The 23536-nt window shown below is 73.0% G+C and carries 18 protein-coding genes; 5 read left to right on the plus strand and 13 right to left on the minus strand.

Translation table 11 applies throughout. The features are described 5' to 3' along the window. Positions 1 to 25: 25 nt before the first annotated feature. From GFH48_RS10665 to GFH48_RS10675, 3 genes are read right to left on the minus strand one after another with little or no spacing between them, the layout of a single operon-like run. A complete protein-coding gene (locus tag GFH48_RS10665; RefSeq protein WP_153288029.1) occupies positions 26 to 1306 on the minus strand; it encodes an ABC transporter substrate-binding protein in 1281 nt (426 codons plus the stop codon). Further along, on the minus strand, positions 1306 to 2139 hold the full coding sequence (locus tag GFH48_RS10670) for a carbohydrate ABC transporter permease (RefSeq protein ID WP_153288030.1): 834 nt from the start codon (positions 2137 to 2139) through the stop codon (positions 1306 to 1308). Before GFH48_RS10670 ends, GFH48_RS10665 begins: the two co-directional genes overlap by 1 nt. After that, positions 2136 to 3071, minus strand: a complete 936-nt coding sequence (locus tag GFH48_RS10675; RefSeq protein ID WP_153288031.1) for a carbohydrate ABC transporter permease — start codon at positions 3069 to 3071, stop codon at positions 2136 to 2138. The genes GFH48_RS10670 and GFH48_RS10675 overlap by 4 nt, the downstream gene beginning before the upstream one ends. Positions 3072 to 3304: 233 nt before the next feature. On the opposite strand from GFH48_RS10675, the gene GFH48_RS10680 reads away from it, so the two are divergent. Further along, positions 3305 to 4168, plus strand: coding sequence for a phosphotransferase enzyme family protein (locus GFH48_RS10680; protein ID WP_153288032.1), 864 nt, complete (start codon positions 3305 to 3307; stop codon positions 4166 to 4168). A 313-nt stretch (positions 4169 to 4481) separates the two neighbouring features. On the opposite strand, the gene GFH48_RS10685 is transcribed toward GFH48_RS10680, so the two are convergent. The 4 genes from GFH48_RS10685 to GFH48_RS10700 form a co-directional block, all read right to left on the minus strand. After that, positions 4482 to 5204, minus strand: a complete 723-nt coding sequence (locus GFH48_RS10685; RefSeq protein WP_153288033.1) for a 3'-5' exonuclease — start codon at positions 5202 to 5204, stop codon at positions 4482 to 4484. A gap of 105 nt (positions 5205 to 5309) precedes the next feature. After that, entirely contained in the window at positions 5310 to 6548 is a 1239-nt protein-coding gene (locus GFH48_RS10690) for an SAV2148 family HEPN domain-containing protein (RefSeq protein WP_153288034.1), read from the minus strand. Positions 6549 to 6662: 114 nt separating this feature from the next. Continuing rightward, the gene (locus tag GFH48_RS10695) at positions 6663 to 7982 is read right to left on the minus strand and encodes a copper amine oxidase (protein ID WP_153288035.1); all 1320 of its coding nucleotides are present in this window, start codon (positions 7980 to 7982) and stop codon (positions 6663 to 6665) included. 93 nt (positions 7983 to 8075) lie between these two features. Next, positions 8076 to 8897 carry a Tat pathway signal sequence domain protein gene (locus GFH48_RS10700; protein WP_153288036.1) on the minus strand — a complete coding sequence of 274 codons (822 nt, stop codon included), beginning with the start codon at positions 8895 to 8897 and terminating at the stop codon, positions 8076 to 8078. Between the two features lie 178 nt (positions 8898 to 9075). Between GFH48_RS10700 and glgX the strand changes: the two genes are divergently transcribed. The 3 genes from glgX (at position 9076) to GFH48_RS10715 (ending at position 15580) form a co-directional block, all read left to right on the plus strand. Further along, the gene (gene glgX / locus GFH48_RS10705) at positions 9076 to 11193 is read left to right on the plus strand and encodes a glycogen debranching protein GlgX (protein ID WP_153288037.1); all 2118 of its coding nucleotides are present in this window, start codon (positions 9076 to 9078) and stop codon (positions 11191 to 11193) included. A gap of 279 nt (positions 11194 to 11472) precedes the next feature. Continuing rightward, positions 11473 to 13899 (plus strand): malto-oligosyltrehalose synthase, encoded by a 2427-nt coding sequence (gene treY, locus GFH48_RS10710; protein ID WP_153288038.1) that lies wholly within the window; start codon positions 11473 to 11475, stop codon positions 13897 to 13899. Positions 13900 to 14329: 430 nt separating this feature from the next. Beyond that, complete coding sequence (locus tag GFH48_RS10715) at positions 14330 to 15580, plus strand: M14 family zinc carboxypeptidase (RefSeq protein WP_153288039.1); 1251 nt, start codon at positions 14330 to 14332, stop codon at positions 15578 to 15580. A gap of 1 nt (position 15581) precedes the next feature. Here the strand turns inward: GFH48_RS10715 and GFH48_RS10720 are convergent, their stop codons facing one another. From GFH48_RS10720 to GFH48_RS10730, 3 genes are all read right to left on the minus strand, one after another. Further along, positions 15582 to 16124 (minus strand): SSI family serine proteinase inhibitor, encoded by a 543-nt coding sequence (locus tag GFH48_RS10720; protein WP_153288040.1) that lies wholly within the window; start codon positions 16122 to 16124, stop codon positions 15582 to 15584. Then, the gene (locus tag GFH48_RS10725; RefSeq protein WP_153288041.1) at positions 16121 to 17488 is read right to left on the minus strand and encodes a M14 family zinc carboxypeptidase; all 1368 of its coding nucleotides are present in this window, start codon (positions 17486 to 17488) and stop codon (positions 16121 to 16123) included. Before GFH48_RS10725 ends, GFH48_RS10720 begins: the two co-directional genes overlap by 4 nt. A gap of 272 nt (positions 17489 to 17760) precedes the next feature. Continuing rightward, positions 17761 to 18312, minus strand: coding sequence for a DUF1707 and FHA domain-containing protein (locus GFH48_RS10730; protein ID WP_153288042.1), 552 nt, complete (start codon positions 18310 to 18312; stop codon positions 17761 to 17763). A gap of 193 nt (positions 18313 to 18505) precedes the next feature. Between GFH48_RS10730 and treZ the strand changes: the two genes are divergently transcribed. Further along, complete coding sequence (gene treZ / locus GFH48_RS10735) at positions 18506 to 20251, plus strand: malto-oligosyltrehalose trehalohydrolase (protein ID WP_153288043.1); 1746 nt, start codon at positions 18506 to 18508, stop codon at positions 20249 to 20251. A 320-nt stretch (positions 20252 to 20571) separates the two neighbouring features. Here treZ and GFH48_RS10740 read toward each other — a convergent pair whose 3' ends face one another. The 3 genes from GFH48_RS10740 to GFH48_RS10750 form a co-directional block, all read right to left on the minus strand. Beyond that, entirely contained in the window at positions 20572 to 21576 is a 1005-nt protein-coding gene (locus tag GFH48_RS10740; RefSeq protein WP_153288044.1) for an aminoglycoside phosphotransferase family protein, read from the minus strand. Then, complete coding sequence (locus tag GFH48_RS10745) at positions 21531 to 22646, minus strand: aminopeptidase P family protein (RefSeq protein ID WP_153288045.1); 1116 nt, start codon at positions 22644 to 22646, stop codon at positions 21531 to 21533. The genes GFH48_RS10740 and GFH48_RS10745 overlap by 46 nt, the downstream gene beginning before the upstream one ends. Before the next feature lie 209 nt (positions 22647 to 22855). After that, positions 22856 to 23509: a PDZ domain-containing protein gene (locus GFH48_RS10750; RefSeq protein WP_153288046.1), complete on the minus strand. Its 654-nt coding sequence runs from the start codon at positions 23507 to 23509 to the stop codon at positions 22856 to 22858. Positions 23510 to 23536 lie beyond the last annotated feature (27 nt).

Below are 23536 nucleotides of genomic sequence, written 5' to 3' on the forward strand. Positions count from 1 at the left end.
CCGCCGCCCGCTGCCGGCAGGTCGCTCAGCGCTGGTAGCGGGCCAGCACCAGGTTGCCGTCCCGCACCAGGCGTCTGCGGAGTTCGGCCAGGTCGATCGCCCCGCTGTAGTACTCCTGGAAGGCGGGGGTCGCGACCTTGTCCTTCCACTCGGGGTAGCCGCGCACGGACTGGGCGGGCGCCGGGCGGAGGTGGGCGGCGAGGGCGGTGCCCGTCGCCCAGCCGTTCTCGGCGGTGTGCAGGGCGGGGTCCTCCAGGGCCCGAGTCCCCGTGGGCAGCATCCAGTCCCCGAGCGCGAGCCGGACCATGTTCTCCGGCCGGAGCAGGAAGTCGATGAACGCGGCGGCCTCCTTCTTGTGCGGGCTGTCCGCCGCGACGGACAGCGTCTGCGGGCTCACCCCCTGGGTGAGGCCGTCCGCGCCGGCCGGGGCGGGCAGCACCTGCCAGCGGAAGCCCTTGGGGGCCTGCTGCGCGATCTGCTGGCGGTAGGAGAACCCGAGCGCCACCATCGCGTACCTGCCGCCGAAGAACCCGGGCAGCGTGTCCGAGCCGCCCATGCCGAGCGTCGCGCCCGACGCGCTCCCGTCCGTGTTCACCTCGTCGTGCACGGTCCTCGGGACCACGGCGTCGGCCTCGTCGAAACGCACGGTCACCTTGCCGTCCGGGCCCCGGTGGAACAGCCTTCCCCCCGCGGAGAGGGAGAGGTTGAGCGTCGCCGAGACGGGCTCCCTGAGCGGCCATGCGACCCCGTAGCCGCCCTTGCCGCTCAGCCGCTTCGCGACCGTGCGGAACTCGCCCCAGCTCCAGGGGTGTTCGGGGGTCGGAATGCGGACGCCCGACTTCTTCAGCCACTCGGTGTCGGCGATCAGGACGCGCGGCTCCTGGAGGAACGGCACGCCGTAGACCCCTGCCCCGAAGGTCCCCGCCGCCCAGCTCCGCGGCGGGATGTCGGCCGTGAGCCGCTCCGACAGCAGACCGCGCAGATCCGCGAGACGGCCGCCGTACGCGAAGTCCGCCAGGTCGTCCGAGGCGTCGTGGATGATGTCCGGCGCCTCACCGCCCTCGAAGGAGGTGAGCAGCTGATCGTGGACGCTGTCCCAACTCCCCTGCACGTATTCGACCTTGACGCCGGGGTGACCGTCGTTCCACTCCTTCACCAGTTCCTTGTCGGCGGCGACGGACTCCTGCTGCCAGGCGAGGGACTGGAATCGGAGGGTGATCACTCCTCTCGGTCCGCCCCCACCGTGCGTGCACGAGGTGAGCAACAGGCCGAGGACGGCAAGGACCGTCAGCAGTCTCGTCCGCATCAGCTCTTCACCGCCCCGGCGAACACGCCGCCCGTGATCCGCTTCTGGATGACCGCGAAGACGACCAGCGACGGCAGGGTCGCGAGGAACGACGCGGCGGCGAGCGGGCCGAGGTCCGCGACCCCCTCCGCCCCGATGAAGTGCGTCAGGACGACCGGCAGCGTCTGCTTCCGCGGCGTCTTGAGCAGGACGAGCGCGAAGAAGAACTCGTTCCACGCGCTGACGAAGGCGAACAGCGCCGTCGCCACGATGCCGGGCGCGAGCAGCGGCGCGGTGACGGAGACCAGCGTGCGCACCCGTCCCGCCCCGTCGACCGCGGCGGCCTCCTCCAACTCCGCGGGCACGGCCCGTACGTGGCCCACCAGCATCCACAGCGCGAACGGCAGCGCCCACACCACGTACACCATGACCAGACCGGCCCGGGAGTCGATCAGGTGGAGGTTCTTGAGGATCAGGAACAGCGGGATGATCACGAGGACGAACGGGAACGCCTGGCTGACCACGACCCAGCCGGTGGCGGCCCTCGCGAGCGGGGTGCGCCGGCGTGCCATGACGTAGGCCATCGGGGTCGCGATCAGTACGGCGATCACCGCGGCGCCGAGCGCGGCGAACAGGGAGTTGAGTGCCGCGTGCAGCAGGGGCTGTTCGTCGAAGGCCTGCCGGAAGTTGGCGAGGGTGGGGTGCCGGGGGATCCAGCCGGGGTGCAGGGCTGCCAGCTCGCGGGCCGGTTTGAACGCGGTGGAGATCAGCCACAGGAAGGGGAAGCCCAGGAAGACGAGATAGCCCAGCAGCGCGATGTACTGGCCCGCGCGGGCTCCTTTGCCGGCCCTCACGTGTCCTCGCCCCCGCCCAGCCGGACCGCCAGCCGTATCGCGAGGATCACCGAGATCACCGCGACCATCACACAGCCCATCGCCGCCGCGTAGCCGAACTGTCCGTATCGGAAGGCCTCTTCGTACGCGAAGAGCATCGGCAGGCGGGTGCGGCCACCGGGACCGCCGTTGGTCAGTACGTAGACCAGGGCGAAGGAGTTGAAGTTCCAGATCAGGTTGAGTGCCGTGATGGCGAGCGCGACCGGTCTCAGGGCGGGCCAGGTGACGGTCAGGAAGCGGCGCCAGGCACCCGCGCCGTCCATCGCGGCCGCCTCGTGGAGTTCGCGCGGGGTGTTCTGGAGTCCGGCGAGCAGCGCGACCGTGGTCTGCGGCATGCCCGCCCAGACGCCGACGACGATCACCGCGGGCAGCGCGGTGCCGAGGCCGCTGAGCCAGTCACGGCCGTCGCCGAGGCCGAGGTCGTGCAGCGTCTCGTTGAGGACGCCCGCGTCGGGGTTGTAGACGAGTCGCCAGATGATGCCGACGACGACCTCGGGCATGGCCCACGGGACGATCGCCAGGGCGCGGGCGAGCCACCGGAAGCGGAGCTCCTGGTGCAGCAGGAGGGCGAGTCCGAGGGCGAGGAGGAACTGGGGCACGGTCACCCCGACCGCCCACAGCAGACCGATCCGGAACGAGTCCCAGAACAGGGTGTCGTGCAGCAGGTCCTGGAAGTTGAGGCCCCCGATCCACCGGGTGGGGGCGGTACGGCCCGACTGGGAGTCGGTGAACGCCAGCGCGATCCCGTACAGCAGCGGTCCGACGCTGAGCACCAGGATCGGGATCAGCGCCGGCAGCACCAGGAACCAGGCCCCGTGATCGGGAGGGCGCCGGGCCCCGCCCCGGCGGGGCGCGTGCCCGGCCGGCCGACTCGTCGCGCTCGCCAAGGTCATGGACACGGCTCCTTCGGGCGGGTCGTGCGGGTCCGGCCGTCCCGGCGGCCCTCGTCATGGTCGTGAAGGCGGCGGACACCGTCAAGACACCGTGCACGCGGCCCCGACCTGTGCGAATGCGAGACTGGCGACGGATGGCGTGAACGCGACGCCGTGCGCGAGGGCCCCGTGCGGACCGCGCCGCGCGGACGCGGGGACCGCGCGGGCACCGCGCGAGGAGACGGAGGCGACGGATGGACGAGGCACGGGCGCGGGACGTACTGGCCGCGGCGGGCGTGCTGCCGGGGCCGGCCGGGGAGGCCGGCCTCCTCGCCCTGGGCGAGAACGCGGTGTTCGCCGCCGGTGACCTGGTGGTCAAGGTCGGCCGGGACGCCGAACTCCTCGACCGTGCCCGGCGGGAGCTGGCCATCGCGGCCTGGCTCGCCGACGCGGACGTCCCCGCGGTACGGGCGGCCGAGGCCGAGGCGCTGCTGGTGGACGGTCATCCGGTGACGGTGTGGCACCGGTTGGCGGCGCCCGTGCGCCCCGCCGAGCCGCGCGATCTGGCCGAACTGCTCCGGGTGGTGCACGCACTGCCCTCGCCCCCCTTCTCCCTGCCGCCCCGCGAGCTGCTGGGCGGTGTGGAGCGCTGGCTGCGTCTCGCCGGCGACGCGATCGACCCCGGGGACGCGGCATTTCTGCGCGCCCGGCGCGACGGCTTCGCGTCCGCCGCCGCCGCGCTCACACCGCACCTGCCCCCGGGCCCGATCCACGGTGACGCGCTGCCGCGCAACGTGCATGTCGGTCCCGACGGCCCGGTCCTGGTCGACCTGGAGACCTTCTCCGCCGATCTGCGCGAGCACGATCTGGTGGTCATGGCGCTCTCCCGGGACCGCTACGGGCTGCCCGCCGACGCCTACGACTCCTTCACCCGCGTTTACGGCTGGGACGTGCGCGCGTGGGAGGGCTGTTCCGTGCTGCGGGGTGCGCGGGAGACCGCGAGCTGTGCGTGGGTGGCCCAGCACGCCCCGGCCAGTCCCAAGGCGCTGGCCGAGTTCGAACGCCGGGTGGCGTCGCTGCGGGACGGGGACGAGTCGGTGCGCTGGTACCCGTTCTGACACCCCGGATCTTCCTGGCGGCCCGCCGCGCCGTCCGATCCGGCACCGTGGGGAGCTTCACGGTCCCCCGTTCCGGGCTCCCGGGCCGTCCGGTTCGCCGTCGACGCCGAGCGCCGCGTCCCGGACCGCGCCCGCCGTCTCGGGGAAGGGGCCACCCGTCCTGACCGGCACGGGTCCCGCTCCGGCCGTCGCGCCACGCCCGTTGCCGGGCCGGGGACCGCGAGTCTCGACTCGAGCCCGTCGCCCGCCGCGCGTCGCCCGCCCGAGCCGCTTCCCTGCCCGGGTACCGCGGATCCCTGGGGCCGGTCGGGGGTCAGACCCGCTCGTCGGCCAGGTCCCGCAGCGGCCAGGTCCCGTCGACCACCGCGTCCGCGTCACCCTTGCGGCGCAGGAAGCTCTGGAAGTCCGCCGCCCACTCGGCGTACCACTCGATCTGGCGGCGGTGCAGCTCCGCCGGGCCGAGAGCCGCGACCTTCGGGTGGCGGCCGGCTATCGCCCCGGCGAGCCGGGCCGCGGCGAGGGCGTCGGCCGAGGCGTCGTGGGCCGCGCGCAGCTCCACCCCGTACTCCGTGCACACCGCTTCGAGGTTGCGTTTGCCGCGGCGGTAGCGGTCGACGGACCGGTCGATCGTGTACGGGTCGATGACCGGGGCGGGGTCGCTCCCGCCGAGCCGCTCGCGCAGCGAGGGCAGTCCGTGCCTGCGCAGCTCGGCGGAGAGCAGGGTCAGATCGAACGCGGCGTTGTACGCGACCACCGGGACGCCCGTCTTCCAGTACCCGACGAGGACCTCCGCGATCGCGTCCGCGACCTGGTCGGCGGGGCGGCCCTCCGCGGCGGCACGCTCGTTCGAGATCCCGTGCACCGCGACCGCGTCGGCCGGGATCCGCACGCCCGGATCGGCCAGCCATTCCCGGCGCCCCAGCGGTTCTCCGCCTCTGACCTCGATCACGGCGCCCGTGACGATGCGCGCCTCGCGCGGATCGGTCCCGGTCGTCTCCAGGTCGAAGCCGATCAGCAGCTCCTGGTGCCAGCCCATCGGCGGCCCCCCTTCTTCGTGGTGCTTTCCCCCAGTGGTCTCCACGATCGCACGAGCCACTGACAACCCGAGGACCGCGTTCCGCTTCCGGGGAGGAGCGACACTTCAGGACACCGGCCGCGAATCGGCCCAGGCCACCTCGAACTCCTCGCGGTATGTCGGGAAGAGCCCCTCTTCGCCGATCTCGTCCGGTTTGACCACCCGGCTGCCGCCGCGCAGCACCAGCACCGGCGCCTCCATGCCACGCGCGCGACGCAGATACGACTGCACGACGGCCACGCCGTCCGAGCCGTCGCCGTCGACGAGATAGGCCGTGAAGCGCGGTGTCTCGTCGTACACCTGGATCTCGAACGCGCCCGGGTCCCGCAGCCGGGCCCGGACTCTCCGCATGTGCAGGATGTTCATCTCGACGGCCCGGCTCAGCTCACCCCGCTTGATGGCGAGTTCGCGCTCGCGGCGCTTGACCGCGCTGGAGGCCGGGTTGAGGAACAGCAGCCTGACCCGGCAGCCGGACTCGGCGAGCCGCACCAGCCGCCGCCCGGAGAAGTTCTGCACCAGCAGGTTCAGGCCGATGCCGATGGCGTCGAGGCGGCGGGCTCCACCGAAGAGGTCCTCCGCGGGGAACTGCCGCAGCAGCCTCACCCGGTCGGAGTGGACCCCGACCACGTCCGCGTACCGGTCGCCGACCAGGTCCTCGACGGCGTCGACGGGCAGCCTCCGCGCGGAGGGGGTGTCGCTGCCGGCACCGAGTATCCCCAGGAGCTTTCCGGCGGCCCGCTCGGCCTGGCCCAGCACCGCCTCGGACAGGGCCCGGTTGCGCGAGACCACGTTCCGGGTGACTTCCAGCTCGTCCAGGGCGAGTTCGACGTCCCGGCGCTCGTCGAAGTAGGGCTCGAAGCACGGCCAGTGCTGCACCATCAGCTCGCGCAGCTGCGGCAGGGTCAGGAAGCTCAGCACGTTGTCGTCGGCGGGGTCGAGCAGGTAGCCCTTGCGCCGGCTGACCTCGCGCACGGCGACCGCGCGCTGCACCCACTCCTGTCCGGCGGGGCCCGCCGCCGCGACCACCCAGTCGTCGCCGTGGACGGGCTCGTAGATGGGGCGCAGAACAGCGGCCACGACCGCGCGCAGCCGCTGTTCGACCAGGTTCAGCCAGATGTAGGCGCGCCCGGCCCGCTGGGCGCGCGTACGCACCTCGCGCCAGGCGTCGGCGCCCCAGTCCAGTTCCGGTCCGATGGATCCCATCTCCATCGGCCGCGCCAGGGACACCGCGCCGGGTGGGACATCTGTGGAGTTCCCCTCGTGACCCTCGTCACCAGGAGGCAACTCCAGCCCTCCCGAGCCCACCCGCGCACCGCCTTCCGCTCCCCCGAGCTCTCCCGTGGGGCCAGCCCCACTCAACGATCAAGGAAGGGTACTCCGGGAGCGGCGGGCGGTGCAGCCCGATGGACAGGTCGTTTCTCAACTACCGTTTTCCACATGCCCGTTCTGGTCGGCCAGCTCCGGCGGAGTGAGCGGATTCATAGCTGTGACGTCGCGCGGAGCGATGGAGAAGCCCTGCCAGTGGACCGGCATGGGCTGCTGGTCCTCGTCGCGCGCGATGTGGTGGAAGCCCACGTTGACCCAGACGATGGGGTGAGTGAGGGTCTGCCCGTTGACGTACTTGTCGACGGACCTGCCCGCACCCGCTCCGCAGTTGAGCAGGTTGTTGCTGGCGAACTGCTCGCACTTCTTGTACTCGGTGAAGTACAGGTCGTGCTTGGTGAAGCTGCGGCCGAGGTACTTGGTGGTGGCCCCGGGGACGATCTCGTAGGAGCGGGCGTGGTTGTCCTTGTTCTTGCCGGTGGCGCTGACCACGCGCCACCAGCGCATGTTCTTCGCGTCCCCCGCGAGTTCCTTGGTGATCTTGGTGCGGGTGGTCTTGTTGGTCGGGCCCTCGTTGCCGTTGCGGGGCGGGCTGACCACCGAGTCGTACTGCTCGATCTTGCTCTTGGAGGAGCCGTCCAGGCCGAAGTCGAGCCGCCAGAAGACGTTGTGGCTGTGGCTGGTGGCGTACGCCCTCGCACCGTTGCCGATGGGCCAGCCGCGGCCGTCGCCCGCGTCGTAGTCGCCGGGCGAGAGGCTGCCGGTGGCGCCGATGTTCATGCTGACGGCGCCGTCGTCCTGGAAGCGCCACTCGGTGATGTACTCGTACCAGCCGACCTTGTTGACGGTGTAGATCAACAGGTCCTTGCCCTGGGTCTGGTAGACCTTGTTCCCCGTGTCGGCCTCCATGCGGTAGGCGTGACCACGCGAACGGGTCGTGGTGCACAGGCCGTTGACGTTCGGGTGCTGCGGGTCCCAGGCATTGGGGATCTTCACCGTCTTGATGGTGCCGCCGGGGCACTCGCCCGGCGCCATCTTCATCAGGCCCTGGCCGAAGCCGGCACCCGTCAGGTCGTCGTACTCGGCCTTGCCGTCGTCGTAGGGGACGTGGATCTGGCCGAGCTTGGCGCTGGTGAGGACCTTGATCGGCTGGGCCTCGCCCTTGGGCTGGTACGAGATGTTCTCCAGGACGAGCCCGGCCTCGCTCTCGTAGTGCCAGCACATGCGCCAGGTGGTGCCGGTGGAGAGCTTCTGCTCGATCTTGTAGGCCGTGCTGCAACTGGCCGCTGCCGCCGGGGCGGACTTCTGCTGGGCGACGGCCGGACCCGCGGCCGTCGTGGCGCCGACGGCCAGCGCGGCCACCGACAGGCCCACCGCCGCCCGGCTGCGGGCACGGCTGTTTCTGTTCACGCGCATGACGAAGGGACTCCTCGCGAGAGCATGCGGAAGAAGGGAGTTGGAGAGGATGACGGTGGACGCGGCGCCGCTTCGCAGAGGCGGACGCGGGCGTCAGCCGAGTTTGCCGACCTTGCGGGCGCTCAGATCGATCACCAGGTCACGGCTGTCGATCCAGGACCCGTTCCTGACCTTCGGGAAGAGCCTCACGCAGCGGTGCTCGCCGCACTTCGCGAGGAGGCCGGGCTGGGCGCCCGGGGTCGCCCGGTAGACCATGCTGTTCAGCGTGAGCTGGTCGGGCGAGGTGAGTTCCTTGCCGGTGGCGTCCTTGTAGTCGGCCCGCAGGCCCGCGCCGAGCGGGTCGGCGATGAGCAGTTCGGCCGCCTCGGTCATCTCGTCGCGGCCCAGTGGCGGCTGGACCCCGTGCTGGGTGTCCGTCCGCTCCACCTTCCCGGTGTCGAGGTTGACGGTCCGGGTGACGAGCGTGTCGTTGCGGTAGTCGTAGAACGTGACGTCCGCGCGGCGCGGTGCCCCGGGGTCGTCGAGTTCGTTCTCCTCCGGCTCGGCGAGGTCGACACCGATGCGCTGCGGGCCCCGGCCCCCCTCGACGTTCTCACTGGAACCGAACAACTGCCGGTTCACCGCGATCCGTTCGACGCGGGCGGTCTCGTCGTCGGTCAGCGGGTCACGGCCGGTGCCCTTGTCGCCCTGCGCCGGGGCCCGCTCGACGACGCCGGGCCGCACGGCCGACTGCCCTTGTCCCTGTTCCTGCCCCGATCCCGCCTGCCCGGGGGCGGCTCCGGCCGAGCCCCGGCCCGGTTCTTCGGCCCCCGCCGAGCCCGGCAGGGTGATCCCGACCATCACGGCCGTCCCGGCCACCGCGATGGCCGCACCGGCCACCACTTTTCCCAGATGGCGGTGCACTATCTTGCGCACATTTCCCCCTACTCCCCCTGTTTCTCTAGGAGCGTCTTGAGTACCTCTGGTTCGGCATACGACGTATGCCTGGTCAGCGGGTAAGAGGGACGTAAGTCATAGGAGGTTCCATCACTTTCGGGGAGACTCGCTTCGGAGTCGCCCCCCGGGGCGCGGCACTACTGGGAGAGTCGTATCCATGCAGGTCTGGCCTGGTGAGGCATATCCACTCGGTGCCACGTACGACGGCGCCGGTACCAATTTCGCGGTCTTCTCGGAGGCCGCCGACCGGATCGAGCTGTGTCTTCTGCACGACGACGGCTCGGAGACGGCGGTGGAACTGCGCGAGAGCGACGCGTTCGTACGGCACGCGTACCTGCCCGGGATCATGCCCGGACAGCGGTACGGGTTCCGGGTGCACGGGCCGTACGCGCCCGAGCGCGGACAGCGCGTCAACTCCGCCAAGCTGCTGCTCGATCCGTACGCGCGTGCGATAAGTGGCTCGATCACCTGGGGCGAGGAGGTGTACGGCTACCCCTTCGGGTCCCCCGACAAGCGCAACGACCTGGACTCGGCGCCGCACACCATGACGTCGGTCGTGGTCAACCCGTACTTCGACTGGGGTGACGACCGGCGCCCGCGCACCGAGTACCACCACACCGTCATCTACGAGGCCCATGTGAAAGGCCTCACGATGCAGCATCCGGCACTGCCCGACGAACTGCGCGGCACGTACGCGGCACTCGCGCACCCCGCGATCATCGAGCACCTGACGGAACTGGGCGTGACGGCACTGGAACTGATGCCGGTGCACCAGTTCGTGAACGACCACCGTCTGGTGGACATGGGGCTCAACAACTACTGGGGCTACAACACCATCGGCTTCTTCGCCCCGCACAACACGTACGCCTCCTGGGGCGATCGCGGCCAGCAGGTCCTGGAGTTCAAGTCCGCGGTCCGGGCGCTGCACGAGGCCGGGATCGAGGTCATCCTGGACGTGGTCTACAACCACACGGCCGAGGGCAACCATCTCGGCCCGACGCTGTCCTTCAGGGGTCTCGACAACGCCTCGTACTACCGTCTGGCGGACGATCCCCGCTACTACATGGACACCACGGGCACCGGCAACTCCCTCCTGATGCGCTCCCCGCACGTGCTCCAGCTCATCATGGACTCGCTGCGCTACTGGGTCACCGAGATGCACGTCGACGGCTTCCGCTTCGACCTCGCGGCGACGCTGGCCCGGCAGTTCCACGAGGTGGACCGGCTGTCGTCCTTCTTCGACCTGGTGCAGCAGGACCCGGTGGTCTCCCAGGTGAAGCTGATCGCCGAGCCCTGGGACGTCGGCGAGGGCGGCTACCAGGTGGGCAACTTCCCCCCGCTGTGGACGGAGTGGAACGGCAAGTACCGCGACACCGTCCGTGACCTGTGGCGCGGGGAGCCGCGCACGCTCGCCGAGTTCGCCTCCCGGCTGACGGGGTCCTCGGACCTCTACCAGGACGACGGCCGCCGTCCGCTCGCCTCCATCAACTTCGTCACCTGCCACGACGGGTTCACGCTCAACGACCTCGTCTCCTACAACAACAAGCGCAACCAGGCCAACGGAGAGGACAACCGCGACGGCGAGGGTCACAACCGCTCGTGGAACTGCGGGGTCGAGGGCGAGACCGACGACGAGGACGTGCTCGCCCTGCGGGCCCGTCAGAGGCGCAACATCATCGCGACGCTGATGCTCTCCCAGGGTGTGCCGATGCTCAGCCACGGCGACGAGTTCGCCCGCACCCAGGGCGGCAACAACAACGCGTACTGCCAGGACAGCGAGCTCGCGTGGGTGCCGTGGCCGCAGGACGGCGGCGAACTGCTCGACTTCACCCGCGCGATGGTGTGGCTGCGCCGGGACCACCCGGTCTTCCGGCGCCGCCGCTTCTTCCACGGCCGTCCGGTCCAGGGCACGCACGACGAACTGTCCGACATCGCGTGGTTCACCCCGGCGGGCGCCGAGATGACCCAGCAGGACTGGGGGGCGACGCAGACACACGCGCTGTCCGTCTTCCTCAACGGCAACGCGATCTCCGAACCGGGCCCGCGCGGGGAGCACATCGCCGACGACTCCTTCCTTCTCCTGTTCAACGCCTCGCCGAGGACGCTGGAGTTCGTGGTGCCCGTCGACCACGGACGGCAGTGGCAGGTGGTGGTCGACACCGCCCTCCCGGAGGGCCCCGTGCCGGGCACCGGCGCCAAGGTCCAGGCCGGGGACCGGCTGACCCTGATCGACCGGAGCCTGACGGTGCTGCAACGGCCCGCCCAGGACCTCTGAGGCTCCGCGGCGGATCGATGGATCAGCGGATCGCCGGACGGCGGGGTGCCCCGCCGTCCGGCGGAGCGGCCCGGCCGGGTCCGGAGACCGTCCCGGCTGCCGTCCGGCCGGTCCCGGCCGGACGGGGACCGACCGGGCGGCCCCCCGGCGGCTCCGGCGCGGCCACGGGGCACGCGCCAGGGGCTTCCGTGTCCGGGGTTGTCCGGGGTCCGGTGCCGCGCGGACCCGTATGCGGGCGCCGATGTCACGAAACCGGGTGAGAGGGGTACGTAGGTTCCCATGACACCTGAGCGTCCCGAACGGGAGATCCCGGACTCGACGGTTCCCGCCGCGCCCACCGCAACGTACCGGCTCCAGCTGCAACCGGGGTTCCCCTTCTCCGCCGCCGAGGCCGCCGTGCCGTACCTGGCGTCGCTCGGCGTCTCCCATCTGCACCTGTCCCCCGTCCTGGAGGCCGTCCCGGGCTCGGCGCACGGCTACGACGTGGTCGACCACACCCGCGTACGGGAAGAACTGGGCGGCGAACCGGGGCTGCGCTCCCTGGCCCGCACGGCGCGCGCGCACGGGCTCGGGCTGGTCGTGGACATCGTGCCCAACCACATGGCCATGACCCCGCGCCACAACCACCCGCTGTGGGAGGTGCTGCGCGAGGGGCCCCAGTCGCCCTACGCGCGCTGGTTCGACATCGACTGGGACGCGCAGGGCGGGCGGCTGCTGCTGCCGGTGCTCGGCGGCCGCCTCGGCACGGAGATCGACCGGTTCGAGGTGGACGGCGACGTACTGCGCTACCACGACCACGTGTTCCCGCTGCGCGAGGGCACGCGGGAGCTGCCGCTGCCACAGCTCCTGGACGCTCAGTGGTACCGCCCGGTCTGGTGGCGGCTGGCCCGCACCGAGTTGAACTACCGCCGGTTCTTCAGCATCTCGGAACTCGTCGGGGTGCGTGTCGAGGACCCGGAGGTGTTCGCCGCGACCCACGGCAAGATCCTGGAGCTGCTGGCCGACGGCGTGGTCGAGGGGCTGCGCGTCGACCATCCGGACGGCCTGGCGGACCCGGACGCGTATCTGCGCCGTCTGCACGAGGCGACCGGCGGACGCTGGACGGTCGTCGAGAAGATCCTCGCGGACGGCGAGCCGCTGCCCGCCGCCTGGCCGGTCGCGGGCACCACCGGCTACGACGCGCTGCGGCAGGTCGACGGCCTCTTCACGGACCCGGCGGGTGCGGATGAACTCCTCGTCCAGTACCGGCGGTTCGCGGCCCCGCGGGCCGATCAGGGCGGCTCCTGGGAGGCGACGGTACGCCGCGCTGCGTACAAGGTGATCACACAGGAGCTGGCCACCGAGTTCGACCGCCTCACGCGGGTGGCGGAGCGCCTGTGCGCCCGCTCCCTCGACCCGGCCCTGCGCGACCACGCTCCCTGGGCCCTGGGTGCCGCGCTGCGCGAACTCCTCGTGCGGGTCGACGTCTACCGGCCGTATCCCTCCACGGACGCCTCCGCCGTCGTCACCGCGGAGGCCGCCGCCGAGGCCCGGGCGGTCTTCACCGTGCCGGAGGAGGCGCACGCCGTGGACGTCGTACGGGACCTGGTCCTCGGGCGGGGCGGGGACGGACCTGAACACGCGGAGTTCCGGGCGCGGTTCGCCCAGACCTCCTCGGCCCTGCGGGCCAAGTCCGTCGAGGACACGGCGTTCTACCGCTACGTACCCCTGCTGTCGGCCAACGAGGTGGGCGGCGACCCGGGGGCTCCGGCCGTTTCCCCCGAGGACTTCCACGCCTACTGCTCGCGCCTGCAACGCGACTGGCCCGGCACCGGAACGGCCCTGTCCACCCACGACACGAAACGCAGCGCGGACGTGCGCGCGGCCCTGTCCGTGCTCACCCAGTGCCCGCGCCGGTGGGGCGACCTCCTCGCCGAGGTCACGCCGGAGGGAGCGGCGGACGCGGCCGGCCGTCAGCTGGCGTGGGCGGCGTGGCAGACGGTGTTCGGGCTGGGCCCGGCCGACGCGGACCGCGTCCAGGGCGCGCTCCTGAAGCACGCCAGGGAGGCGGGCCTGCACACCGCCTGGACCGAGCAGGACCCCGCGTACGAGGCGGCGGTCGCGGAGTTCGTCGCGGCCGGCCCCTGCGGGGAACCCGGGAGGCGGGTGGCCGACTTCCGCGCGGGGCTCGCGCCGCACGTCCGGGCGAACGTCCTGGGGGCCGCCCTGGTGCAGCTGACCATGCCGGGGGTGCCGGACGTCTACCAGGGCACCGAGGACGAGTACCTGGCGCTGGTGGACCCGGACAACCGGAAGCCGTTCGTACCGCCGCGGCCTTCGGCGCGGGGTGACGGGGAGGTCTCCGAGAAGGCGGCACTCACCACAGCGGCGCTCCGGCTGCGCGGGCGGCGCCCCGACGTCTTCGGCGACAAGGCGTCGTACGCGCCGCTGACCGCGGCGGGTCCGGGTGCCGGACACTGCGTGGCGTTCGCGCGCTCCGGGGAGGTGGTCTCGGCGGTCACCCGGCTGTCGTCGCGGCTGTCGGACGAGGGCGGCTGGCGCGACACGCGTCTCGCGCTGCCCGTGGGGCGCTGGGTGGATCTGCTCACCCCGGGACGGGAGTTCACGGGCCACGCGCGCATGACGGAGCTCTTCGAGCGGTTGCCGGTGGCACTGCTGGAGCGCGTCGGCGAACGCGGTCCCGCGGACCACACGGCAGGCGGCTGACCAGGCCTCCGCGGCGGACCGGGAACCCGGCGCCGGGGAGGCCGGACGGCCGGCGGGGCGCGCGGTCCACGGTCGCGTCTTCGCACGGTCCGCGCCGTCGCACGGTCCGCGCCGTGTCGCCGCGCACGGTCCGCGTCGCTTCGGCGCGCCCGGGTGTGGCGCCCGGTCGCCTCACCGGAGCCCCGTTCCGCGGCCCGCCGGACAGCCCCCGTACACCCGCACGGGTGACGCCGGAGGCCGGCCGCCGGGTCCCGGCAGTCGCGGGAGACCCACGGCCGCCCCGGCGGGACCTCCGTCTTTCGGCGGTGCGCGCGCCCGTCGCCGGCGGTGGACTCCACCCGGCGTCCCCGGGGGCTCCCCGCACTCTGCTTGACAGTTGTCCCCGTCCGTGGAGTACTGCGGAAGGCGACGCAGGGCGGACAAGTCGGGGGTGAGTCTCCTGCAGGAGCTGCGCTACCCCAGTGTGTCCGAAATCGTCGCGTCCGCACGGGCGTTGGCGGCCCACCGGCCTGGCCTGAGCACGCTCAGACAGATCGGGGTCTCCCGCGCGGGCCGGCCGCTCCACCTGCTGTCCGTCGGTCACGCACAGCGCGCGGTCCTGGTCGTCGCGGGGGCTCACGCCAACGAACCCGCCGGTGGTTCGACGCTGCTGTCCCTGGCCGAACGCGTGCTGTACGACGTGGAGTTACGGACCGACACCTCGTGGCACTTCCTGCTCTGCGCGGACCCGGACGGGGCGAGCCTGCATGTGACACCGGCGCCGCGCACCCTGCTCGACTACCACCTCGGTTTCTTCCGTCCGGCCGGACCCGAGCAGCCGGAGTGGTCGCCGTCCGTACTGCCGCCGGACCGGCTGCCGCCGGAGACCCGCGCCCTCACCCGGGTCATCGACGAGCTGCGTCCCTACCTCCAGGCGACCCTGCACGGCACCGATCTCGGCGGCAGCTGGGTGCAGTTGACCAAGGACATCCCGGGGCTCGCCGAGCCGTTCGCCAAGTCCGCGGCGGAGCTGCACATCCCGGTGGAGACGGGCGCGTCGGACGCCGCGGGCTGGCCGGCCTCCGGGCCCGGGGTGCATGTGATGCCGGCCCCCGGCTCGGACGCGGCCTATCCGAGCATGCCCGACGACGCGCGGCACAGCACCTGGTACCACGCGCACCGGTACGGAGGTCTGACCGCGGTCGTGGAGGTCCCGATGTGGGCCAGCGATCTGGTGGGCGACCCCGCGCAGCATCCGGCGCCGGCCGCGGCGATGCGGGGTCTGGCCCGCCGGCTGCGGCTGGACGCGCGGCAGGTGGAGACGGTGCTGACGGAGGTCGTGCCGCGGCTGCCCGGCCCCGACGGACCGCTCCTGCGTGCCGCGAAATGGGCGCTGGAGCTGGTGCCGGGGCTGGCCGACGACTGGGTCCGTACGCCGCCGGCGGACACCACGAAGGCGTACGTCGGCAGTGTGGACGCGTTCGGGCGCCGGCTGCCGCTCAGGGCCGCCGCGATGCTGCTGCGCGTCCTCCAGGAGGCCGACGACCGGGCGGCGCCGCGCCTCGAACGTCTCGTCGCGTCCTGGAGCGACGCCTTCGCCGAACACTTCGGCGCCCGCTGGGTCCCCCTGGAGCACCAGGTCGAGCACCAGTCCCGCACGGTGGTCGCGGCGGCCCTGCACGCACGCGACAACGCGGCCTGAGCTACTCCAGGTCGAACACCGCGCCCGTGGCGGCGCCCATCACGCAGGAGTTCGCGAAGGTGTGCGTGTAGGTGACCGGGCGGCCGTCCCACGCGCCGCGCGCGGCGGCGGTGACCGGTGCGTAGATCATGGGGCACAGGACACCCGGCGTGTCCGGGATCCGGCCGATGTCGCCCTCGGCGGCGGCGAGTTCCGCGCAGGCCCGTGCCGCGTGAGGGTGCCCCTGGGGCGGGTCGCAGAGCAGGAGGGCGCCGCGGGTGCCGGGAACGCCGGTACCGGTACCGGGGCTACCGATGCCGGTGCCGGTACCGGGGCTGACGGTGCCGGTGCCACCGATGCCGGTACCGGGGACGCCCTCCGTCCGGAAGGGTGCCCGCGAGGGTGGGAGGGCGGGCGGCGAGACCTCGCCCGGGGTGAGCGTGAGCTGGAGCCAGTTGCCGGGGACGGCCTGCTGGGACGTCGCCGGTGCCGGGGCCGCCGCGGTCGTGAGCAGAGCCGCCGCGACCGTCAGGGCGCCGCGCAGCGCTTCGGTGATTCTCGTCATTCCCGGTGCATCGGCAGCGCGGCCTGTGGACTCCACCCCGTCTCACCCGAAGGGGAACCCACCGGTGCGTACCGCCCGGCGAGTTCGAACGCGGCGATCACCACGCGCGCCTGGTACTCGACCTGGCGCGCGACCGGGATCCAGCGTGCCCCGCAGCCTTCGCGGTAGTCGGCGCACCAACCGTCGATCAGCCGGTCCAGTTCCGGCAGCGCCTCGCGCGGGTCGTGCCCGGAACCGGTGACGAGCTGGTGCAGCAGGCCGGCCGTGCGCAGGGCGACCCGCCGCCCGGCGAGGCGCAGGGACATCAGCCGGGCGGTGCCCAGCGACGGCAGTGGCCGGGAGCCGGAGTCCCGCAGATCGGGGTCCCAGGAGTCCGCGAGGCCGGGGCCGACCAGTAAATAGTCGTCGACGGGCGCGAGGAGACGGGCCGCGTCCGGAGCGGTTCCGAGGCCGGGGCGCACGCGCCCGAGGATGCCTTCGAGGACGCGGGTGTCGTGGCGCAGCGTGTGACTGACGGAGCGCAGCACCGCGTCGGCGTCGGCGGGCCGGGTGGCGTCCTCCACGGCCGCCACGCCCCACATGGGTGCCTCGACGACCGCTGTGACGGTGCCGTGGCGGTGTGGATGGAACCAGGTGGACTCCACGGCGGCCTCGGTGATCGCGGCGGCCAGGTCCCCGCGGTGCGGCGGCGGGATGCGGTAGACGGCGGGCCCGAGGGCCGGCCAGTAGAGGGTGTCGTACGGACCCAGCTCGCGCGGGATGCCGAGCCGGGCGGCGGTGTGGGCGACGCGCTGGGCGAGGCCGGGCAGCTCGCGGGTCAGCTCGACGAAGGCGCCGCCGACGTCGACGCCGTGCAGGGAGCACTGGAAGAAGGGCCTCAGTTCGTCCTGGAGGTCGAGGAGGGCGCGGGTCTCGGGCAGCGTCACGCCGTCCGCGCCCTCGGGCAGCCACTCGGGCTGTTCGAGGAAGCCGGGGCGGAAGAAGTGCCGGAAGTAGCGGCCGAGGGTGTAGGGGCCGGACAGCCACGCCTGGTTGCGGCGGGAGCCGTCGGGGTCGAGGCAGAGCAGCAGGTTCCAGGTGGCGTCCGCGCCGTCGCGCAGCCGGGGGTCGGCGAGCACCCGTTCCGCGAGGCGGAGGACCGTGGCGCCGCCCACCGGTTCGTTGGCGTGCGGTCCGGCGACGACGAGGGCCTGGCGGCGGCCGTGCCCGACGGACAGGAGCCAGAGGGGTGTGCCGGCCCGGGACGTGCCCACGCGGCGCAACCGGGCGTCCGCCGGACGGCGGGCGACGAGCGCGGCGGCACGGGCGCCGAGTTCGTCCACGGTCGGGTAGCGGAGGAGTGGCGGCAGGGCGCACCTCCACACATATGGTGCCGTCGCTTCACCTGATGTACACGGTGTACGCACAGTCAGTCACGACTGTGAAGGAACGTCAACACCGCGGAACGTAAGGGAAGGCGAGGAAATCGCTGAGTGAAACCCAGGCCAGAGCTCGATCCGGCCGTCCCTGAGGAGGGAGACGTGCCGGAGCCGGGGCGACAGGACGGACCGGGGGGTCACAAGGACGAGGAGGACCGGAAGCACGAGGACGACCGGGTGGACCAGACGGACCATGTCGGCCGGTCGGGCCATGTGGATCAGGTGGACGACAGCCGGAAGAGCATCCGTCCGAAACCGATCTGGTCGCCGTCCTGGACGACGGCGGCGCCGATCACCCGCCGTCCGTTGACCGTCGTCCCGTTGGTCGACCCCAGGTCACGCAGGACCCACAGGCCGCCCTGGCGGCTCAGCTCGGCATGGATCCGCGACACCGTCTCGTGGTTGAGCCGCAGCCCGCTCGCGGGGTCGCGGCCGATCCGCAGCGGGTAGCCGTTGCCCGGGTGCGGCAGCAGCAGCTTCGGAAGCCGCTCGGCCTGCCAGGCCCTGCGCACCCGTACGGTGAAGCCGGAGACCGCCTCGACGGTGCCGAACACCAGCTTCGACCAGCGGCCCTCGGTGGCCAGGTCGGCGGTGAGCACGGCGAGTTCGTCGGACCGGCGGGCGGAGAGCGCCAGTTCCATGCGGCGGACGAACGTGTCGTGCGAGAGACGTCCGAGAGCGACGCCGTCACGCAGGGCCTTGAGCGCCCGGTCGCGTTCCGCGTCGGACAACCGCGCGGGGTACGTGTGGAACTCGAAAGACGACGTCACGCTGGTGATTGTCGGTCAGGAGGGGCGGGGTGTCCAGAAGACCCGGAAACGGCCGCCGCCACCGACACGTTCCCGCCGCGCGTCCATGACATGGCGAACGCGCGGCAAATGGGTGGAGAGGAGCGCGAATCGATCTCGTGTGCCGCACCATGGACGGGCTACGTCACGGAGAGCGGACAAGGGGGAACCGTCAGTGCGGTTCGAGGTGTGGGCACCGCAGGCCGACCGGGTGGCACTCCACCGCGAGGGCGCCACGAGCGCGCTGGAGCGCGATCCGGAGCGCGCCGGATGGTGGACGGGAGACGCGGAGGCGCGGGACGGGACGCGCTACGGGTTCGCGGTGGACGACGGCCCCGTACTGCCCGATCCGCGCTCGCGGCGGCAGCCGGACGGCCCCGACGGGCTGAGCGCGGTGGTCGTCCAGGAGCGGTACGACTGGCGCGCCGAGTGGGCCGGCCGTCCACTGCCGGGCGCGGTCCTGTACGAGCTGCACGTGGGGACGTACACCCCCGGGGGCACCCTGGACTCGGCCGCCGAGCGGCTCGGACATCTCGCGGAACTGGGCGTCACCCACGTCGAGTTGATGCCGCTGTGCCCGTTCCCCGGGCGGCACGGATGGGGCTACGAGGGTGTCTCGCCGTGGGCGGTGCACGAGCCGTACGGCGGCCCCGAGGCGCTGAAGCGTTTCGTCGACCGGGCGCACGAGCTGGGCCTCGGCGTCGTCCTCGACGTGGTGCACAACCATCTCGGGCCGTCCGGGAACCACCTGCCGGCGTTCGGGCCGTACTTCACGGACACCCATCAGACGCCCTGGGGCTCCGCCGTGAACCTGGACGCGCCCGGTTCGGACGAGGTGCGGGCGTATCTCGTCGGCAGCGCGCTGGCGTGGCTGCGGGACTACCGGCTGGACGGGCTGCGGCTGGACGCGGTGCACGCGCTGCGCGACACCCGCGCGCTGCACTTCCTGGAGGAGCTGTCGACGGCCGTGGACACGCTCGCGGACGACCTGGGCCGGCCGCTCTTCCTGATCGCCGAGTCGGACCTGAACGACCCTCGGCTGATCTCCTCCCGCGAGGAGGGCGGTCTCGGGCTGCACGCCCAGTGGAACGACGACTTCCACCACGCGCTGCACGCCACGCTGACCGGTGAGGCGCAGGGCTACTACGCGGACTTCGCCGAAGCCCCGTTCACGGCTCTCGCCAAGACGCTGACGTCGGGTTTCTTCCACGACGGCACGTATTCGAGCTTCCGGGGGCGCCGCCACGGCCGCCCGCTCGACCGTACCCGGGTCCCGGCACACCGGCTGCTGGGCTACTCCCAGACCCACGACCAGATCGGCAACCGCGCCCAGGGGGACCGCCTTTCGGCGTCGCTCTCCCCCGGGCTGCTGGCCTGCGCGGCCGCGCTGACGCTCACCGGCCCCTTCACGCCGATGCTGTTCATGGGGGAGGAGTGGGCCGCGGGCACGCCCTGGCAGTTCTTCACCGACCACACCGACCCCGGGCTGGCGGATGCCGTACGACGGGGCAGGCGCCGGGAGTTCGCGGCGCACGGCTGGGCCGAGGAGGACGTCCCCGACCCGCAGGACCCGGCGACACGGGAGCGTTCCTGTCTGGACTGGTCGGAGCCGCAGGAGGCGCTCCACGCGCGAATGCTGGCCTGGTACCGCGACCTGATCGCCCTGCGCCGGAGTCACCCGGACCTCGCGGACCCCGATCTCGCCGCGGTCAGGATCGCCCACGACGAGGGGGCCCGCTGGCTCGCCCTGCGGCGCGGGGACGTCCGGGTGGCGGTGAACCTCGGCAAGGAGGCCGCCGGGATCCCGCTGGGCCTGAGCCGGGCGCGCGTGCTGGCCGCGTGGGAGCCGGTGCGGACGCCGGACGCCGACGGGCTGCTGAGCGTGCCCGGCAAGTCGTGCGTGGTGCTGACGCAGGCGTGAGGACGCGCACGGGCGTGAGGGCGCGGACACCGGGCTGCTCGGGCTGAGCGGCCTGCGGACAGCGGGATACGGACAGCGGACCGCGGGTTTGGGCGAGCGGACTGCGGGCCGCCGGCCGCGGGCTCGGGCGAGCCGCCGGCCGCGGGCTCGGGCTCGGGCTCGGACAAGCGGGCTTCGGACCGCCGACCACGCGCGGCGGACCCCGCACTGCCGACGTGAGCGTGCGTGCGGGTGCGAGACCGTGCGGGATGCTCCGGCCGGGACGGACCCCGCGTCGCTCGCGGGCTCGACGGAGTGCCGGGGGCCGGGGGCCGGGTGCCTCAGTCGTCGCCCGGCAGTTCCGTGACCCGTTCCAGGAGGATCGACTCCCAGGCGCGGCGGAGTTGGCCGCGCAGCGGCGGCAGGGGGCTGTCGTCACGGCCCGCGAGCCGGTCGGCGAGCCGGATCACCGCGTCGCAGCGCGACAGCCACAGGCCGCGCAGGCAGGGGCGGGCGCCGTATCCGGCGAGGGTGGCGGCACGTACGGCGGCGGGGGCGCCGACGGACAGGGCGAGGCCGGCGATGTCCTCGGCGGGGTCCCCGAGGACCGCGTCGGCCCAGTCGACGACGCCCCGCACCCGCCCGTCCGCGCTCACCACCAGGTGTTCGCCCCGGAGATCGTGGTGCACGAGGACGGCGGCGGCGGTCCGGGCCGCGAGCTGGACGGCGGCGTCCGCGGTGAGCTGGGCGAGGTTCGCGGGGTCGAACTCGTCCTCGGCGGCCAGTTGCCCGGCGGCCCGTTCGGCGGCCGCCCGCAGCTCCTCCAGGGAGCGCGGTTCGGCGCGGGGCACGCCGAGCGACTCCGCCTGCCGTACGGGCACCTCGCGCAGCCCGGTGAGCAGGGCGGCCAGGTCAGCCTCCCCGACGGCCGACACGGCCTGCGTCGCGCCGGAGCGGCCGGGCAGTCTGGTGTCCAGGGTGTAGGCCAGTCCGACCGCCCAGTCCCCGTGCGCGACGCTCTGCGGCACGGCGACGCCGACCAGCGGGCGGACCAGGTCGCGCACCCTCAGCTCCCGGCGTGCGCGCGTCGCCGCCCCCTGGTCCCGGGTGAGCCGCAGCACGTGCCGGCCGCCGACCCACCAGGCGCACTGCTCGCCGCCCTCGGTCACGGGCCGTACCTCCGGTCCCGCGCCGGCGGGCCCGTCGCCGGCGGTCAGTGAACGGACCAGCCGGCCGACGGTGTCCGCGGTCGGTGCCGGTGCCCGGGGCGTGGTCGCGCCGTGCCGCTCCCGGTGGCCGCTCAGTCGACGATCGCCATCTCGCGGGACGTGGTGTTGAGGCGCCATCCGCCCTCCTCGGTCACCGTCACGATGTCCTCGATGCGCACCCCGAAGCGGCCGGGCAGATAGATGCCGGGCTCCACCGAGAAGCACATCCCGGGTACGAGGGGCTGCTCCTCGCCCTCGATCATGTAGGGCGGTTCGTGCGTGGTGACGCCGATGCCGTGGCCGGTGCGGTGGATGAAGCGGTCCGCGTACCCCGCCCCGGCGACGACCGCGCGGGCCGCCCGGTCGACGTCCTGGCAGGCGGCACCCGGCCGGACCGCCGCGACGCCCGCTTCCTGGGCCGCGCGCACCACGTCGTGGACCTCGCGCTCCTCGGCGTCCGGTTCGCCGACGTGGACGGTACGGGAGGTGTCGGAGCCGTAGCCGTGCTTGAGACCGCCGAAGTCGAGGACGACCATGTCGCCGCGCTCGATGACACGGTCGCCCGCGTCGTGGTGCGGATTGGCGCCGTTGGGCCCCGAGGCGACGATCGTGAAGTCGACCTGGGAGTGCCCGAACTGCCGGAGCAGATCGGCGAGGTCGGCCGCGACGTCGGTCTCCCTGCGTCCCCCGAAGGGAACCTTGCGGATCTCCTCGTACGTCGCGTCGGCGGCGGCGCCCGCGGCCGCCAGCCGCTCCAGTTCCGCCGCGTCCTTGACGGCGCGGAGCATCGGGAGGGATTCGGTGAGGGCGACGTAGCGGGAGTCGGGCAGCCTTCTCTGGAGGGCGAGCAGGTGCAGTGCCCAGCCGTTGTCGCTGACGCCGAAGCGGCCGTCCGCGTCGACGAGGGACGCGGTGGCCTCGTAGGGGTCCTTGCCGTCGGTCCAGTCGCGGAGGGTCAGCGTGGGCGCCGCGGCCGCCGCGTCCGGTGCCTCAAGGGTGGGCACCACGAGCACGGGGTCCTGTCCGGCCCGCAGCACCAGCAGGGTGAGCCGCTCGGTCTCCCCCGGCCGGTAGCCCGTCAGCCACACCAGGTCGGGCCCGGGGGCGACCAGGAGGCCGTCGAGTCCGGCCTCCGTGGCGGCCTCGGCCGCGCGCCGCATCCGGGCCTCGTAGTCACCGGCGGTGAAGGGCGTGGGCGTGCCGGTCATCCATGCCTCCGCATGTCCGAGTTCCCCCCAGGGGCTACGGGCAGCATCCTGCCCCCTCGCCGTGGCTCCCGCGAGCCGCTCGCGGCGGCCACGGGCCGATCCGGGGGTCCTACGGACGATGGTATGCCTCCGTGACCTGGGACCCGGCGGACCTCGGCCGCCCGTGACGGCCGGTCGAGGGACCGGGAGCGAGCCGGCCGCCGACCGCGTCAGGTCACGATGCCCGGGACGGCGGTCAGCCGCTGACGTCCGCCGTCGGCGTGGCGCACACCGAGCGTCACGGTGCTCCCCGGGTGCGCCGCGGCCACGGCCCGCGCCAGGTCGGCGGCCGAGCCGACGCGGGTCCCGTCGAAGGCGTCGAGCACGTCTCCGCGGACCAGACCGGCGGTGTGACCCGGGCCGGGGTCGTGGACACCCGTGAGCAGCGCGCCGGCGCCCCCGGACGCGTCGACGGCCTCTACCCCGAGCGTCGCCGTGGTGAGCGCCTCCGCGCCTCCCCGGGTGGGCGCGGACCGGGGCGACCCGCTCTCGGCACCCGCTGCGGGCCCCGGGCTCCGTCCCCGCGCGTGCCCCGGACCCCGTCCATGGTCCTGGCCTTGCTGCTCCTGCCCGGCCCCGGCGTCGCCGGCCTGCTTCTGCAGGTCCGCCAGCCTGCTCATGCCGATCACCGTGGCTCCCACGGTGCCGAGCCCGACGCCCGACAGGACCAGGACGGTCCCGACGAAGAGGCCGAAGAGCAGCGACATCAGCCGCCTGCCGCGGCGTCGCACGGCGTGCGGGCGCCGGACGGCCGGTGCCGGACGGCCGTCGCCGTCCGGCTCCTGACCGGGCATCGGTTTGGGACGCAACGCGGTCTGTTCCATGGATCGCCTCCGGCACCTGCTCTGCTC

The sequence above is a fragment of the Streptomyces fagopyri genome (assembly GCF_009498275.1).
In the GTDB taxonomy this organism is placed as follows: domain Bacteria; phylum Actinomycetota; class Actinomycetes; order Streptomycetales; family Streptomycetaceae; genus Streptomyces; species Streptomyces fagopyri.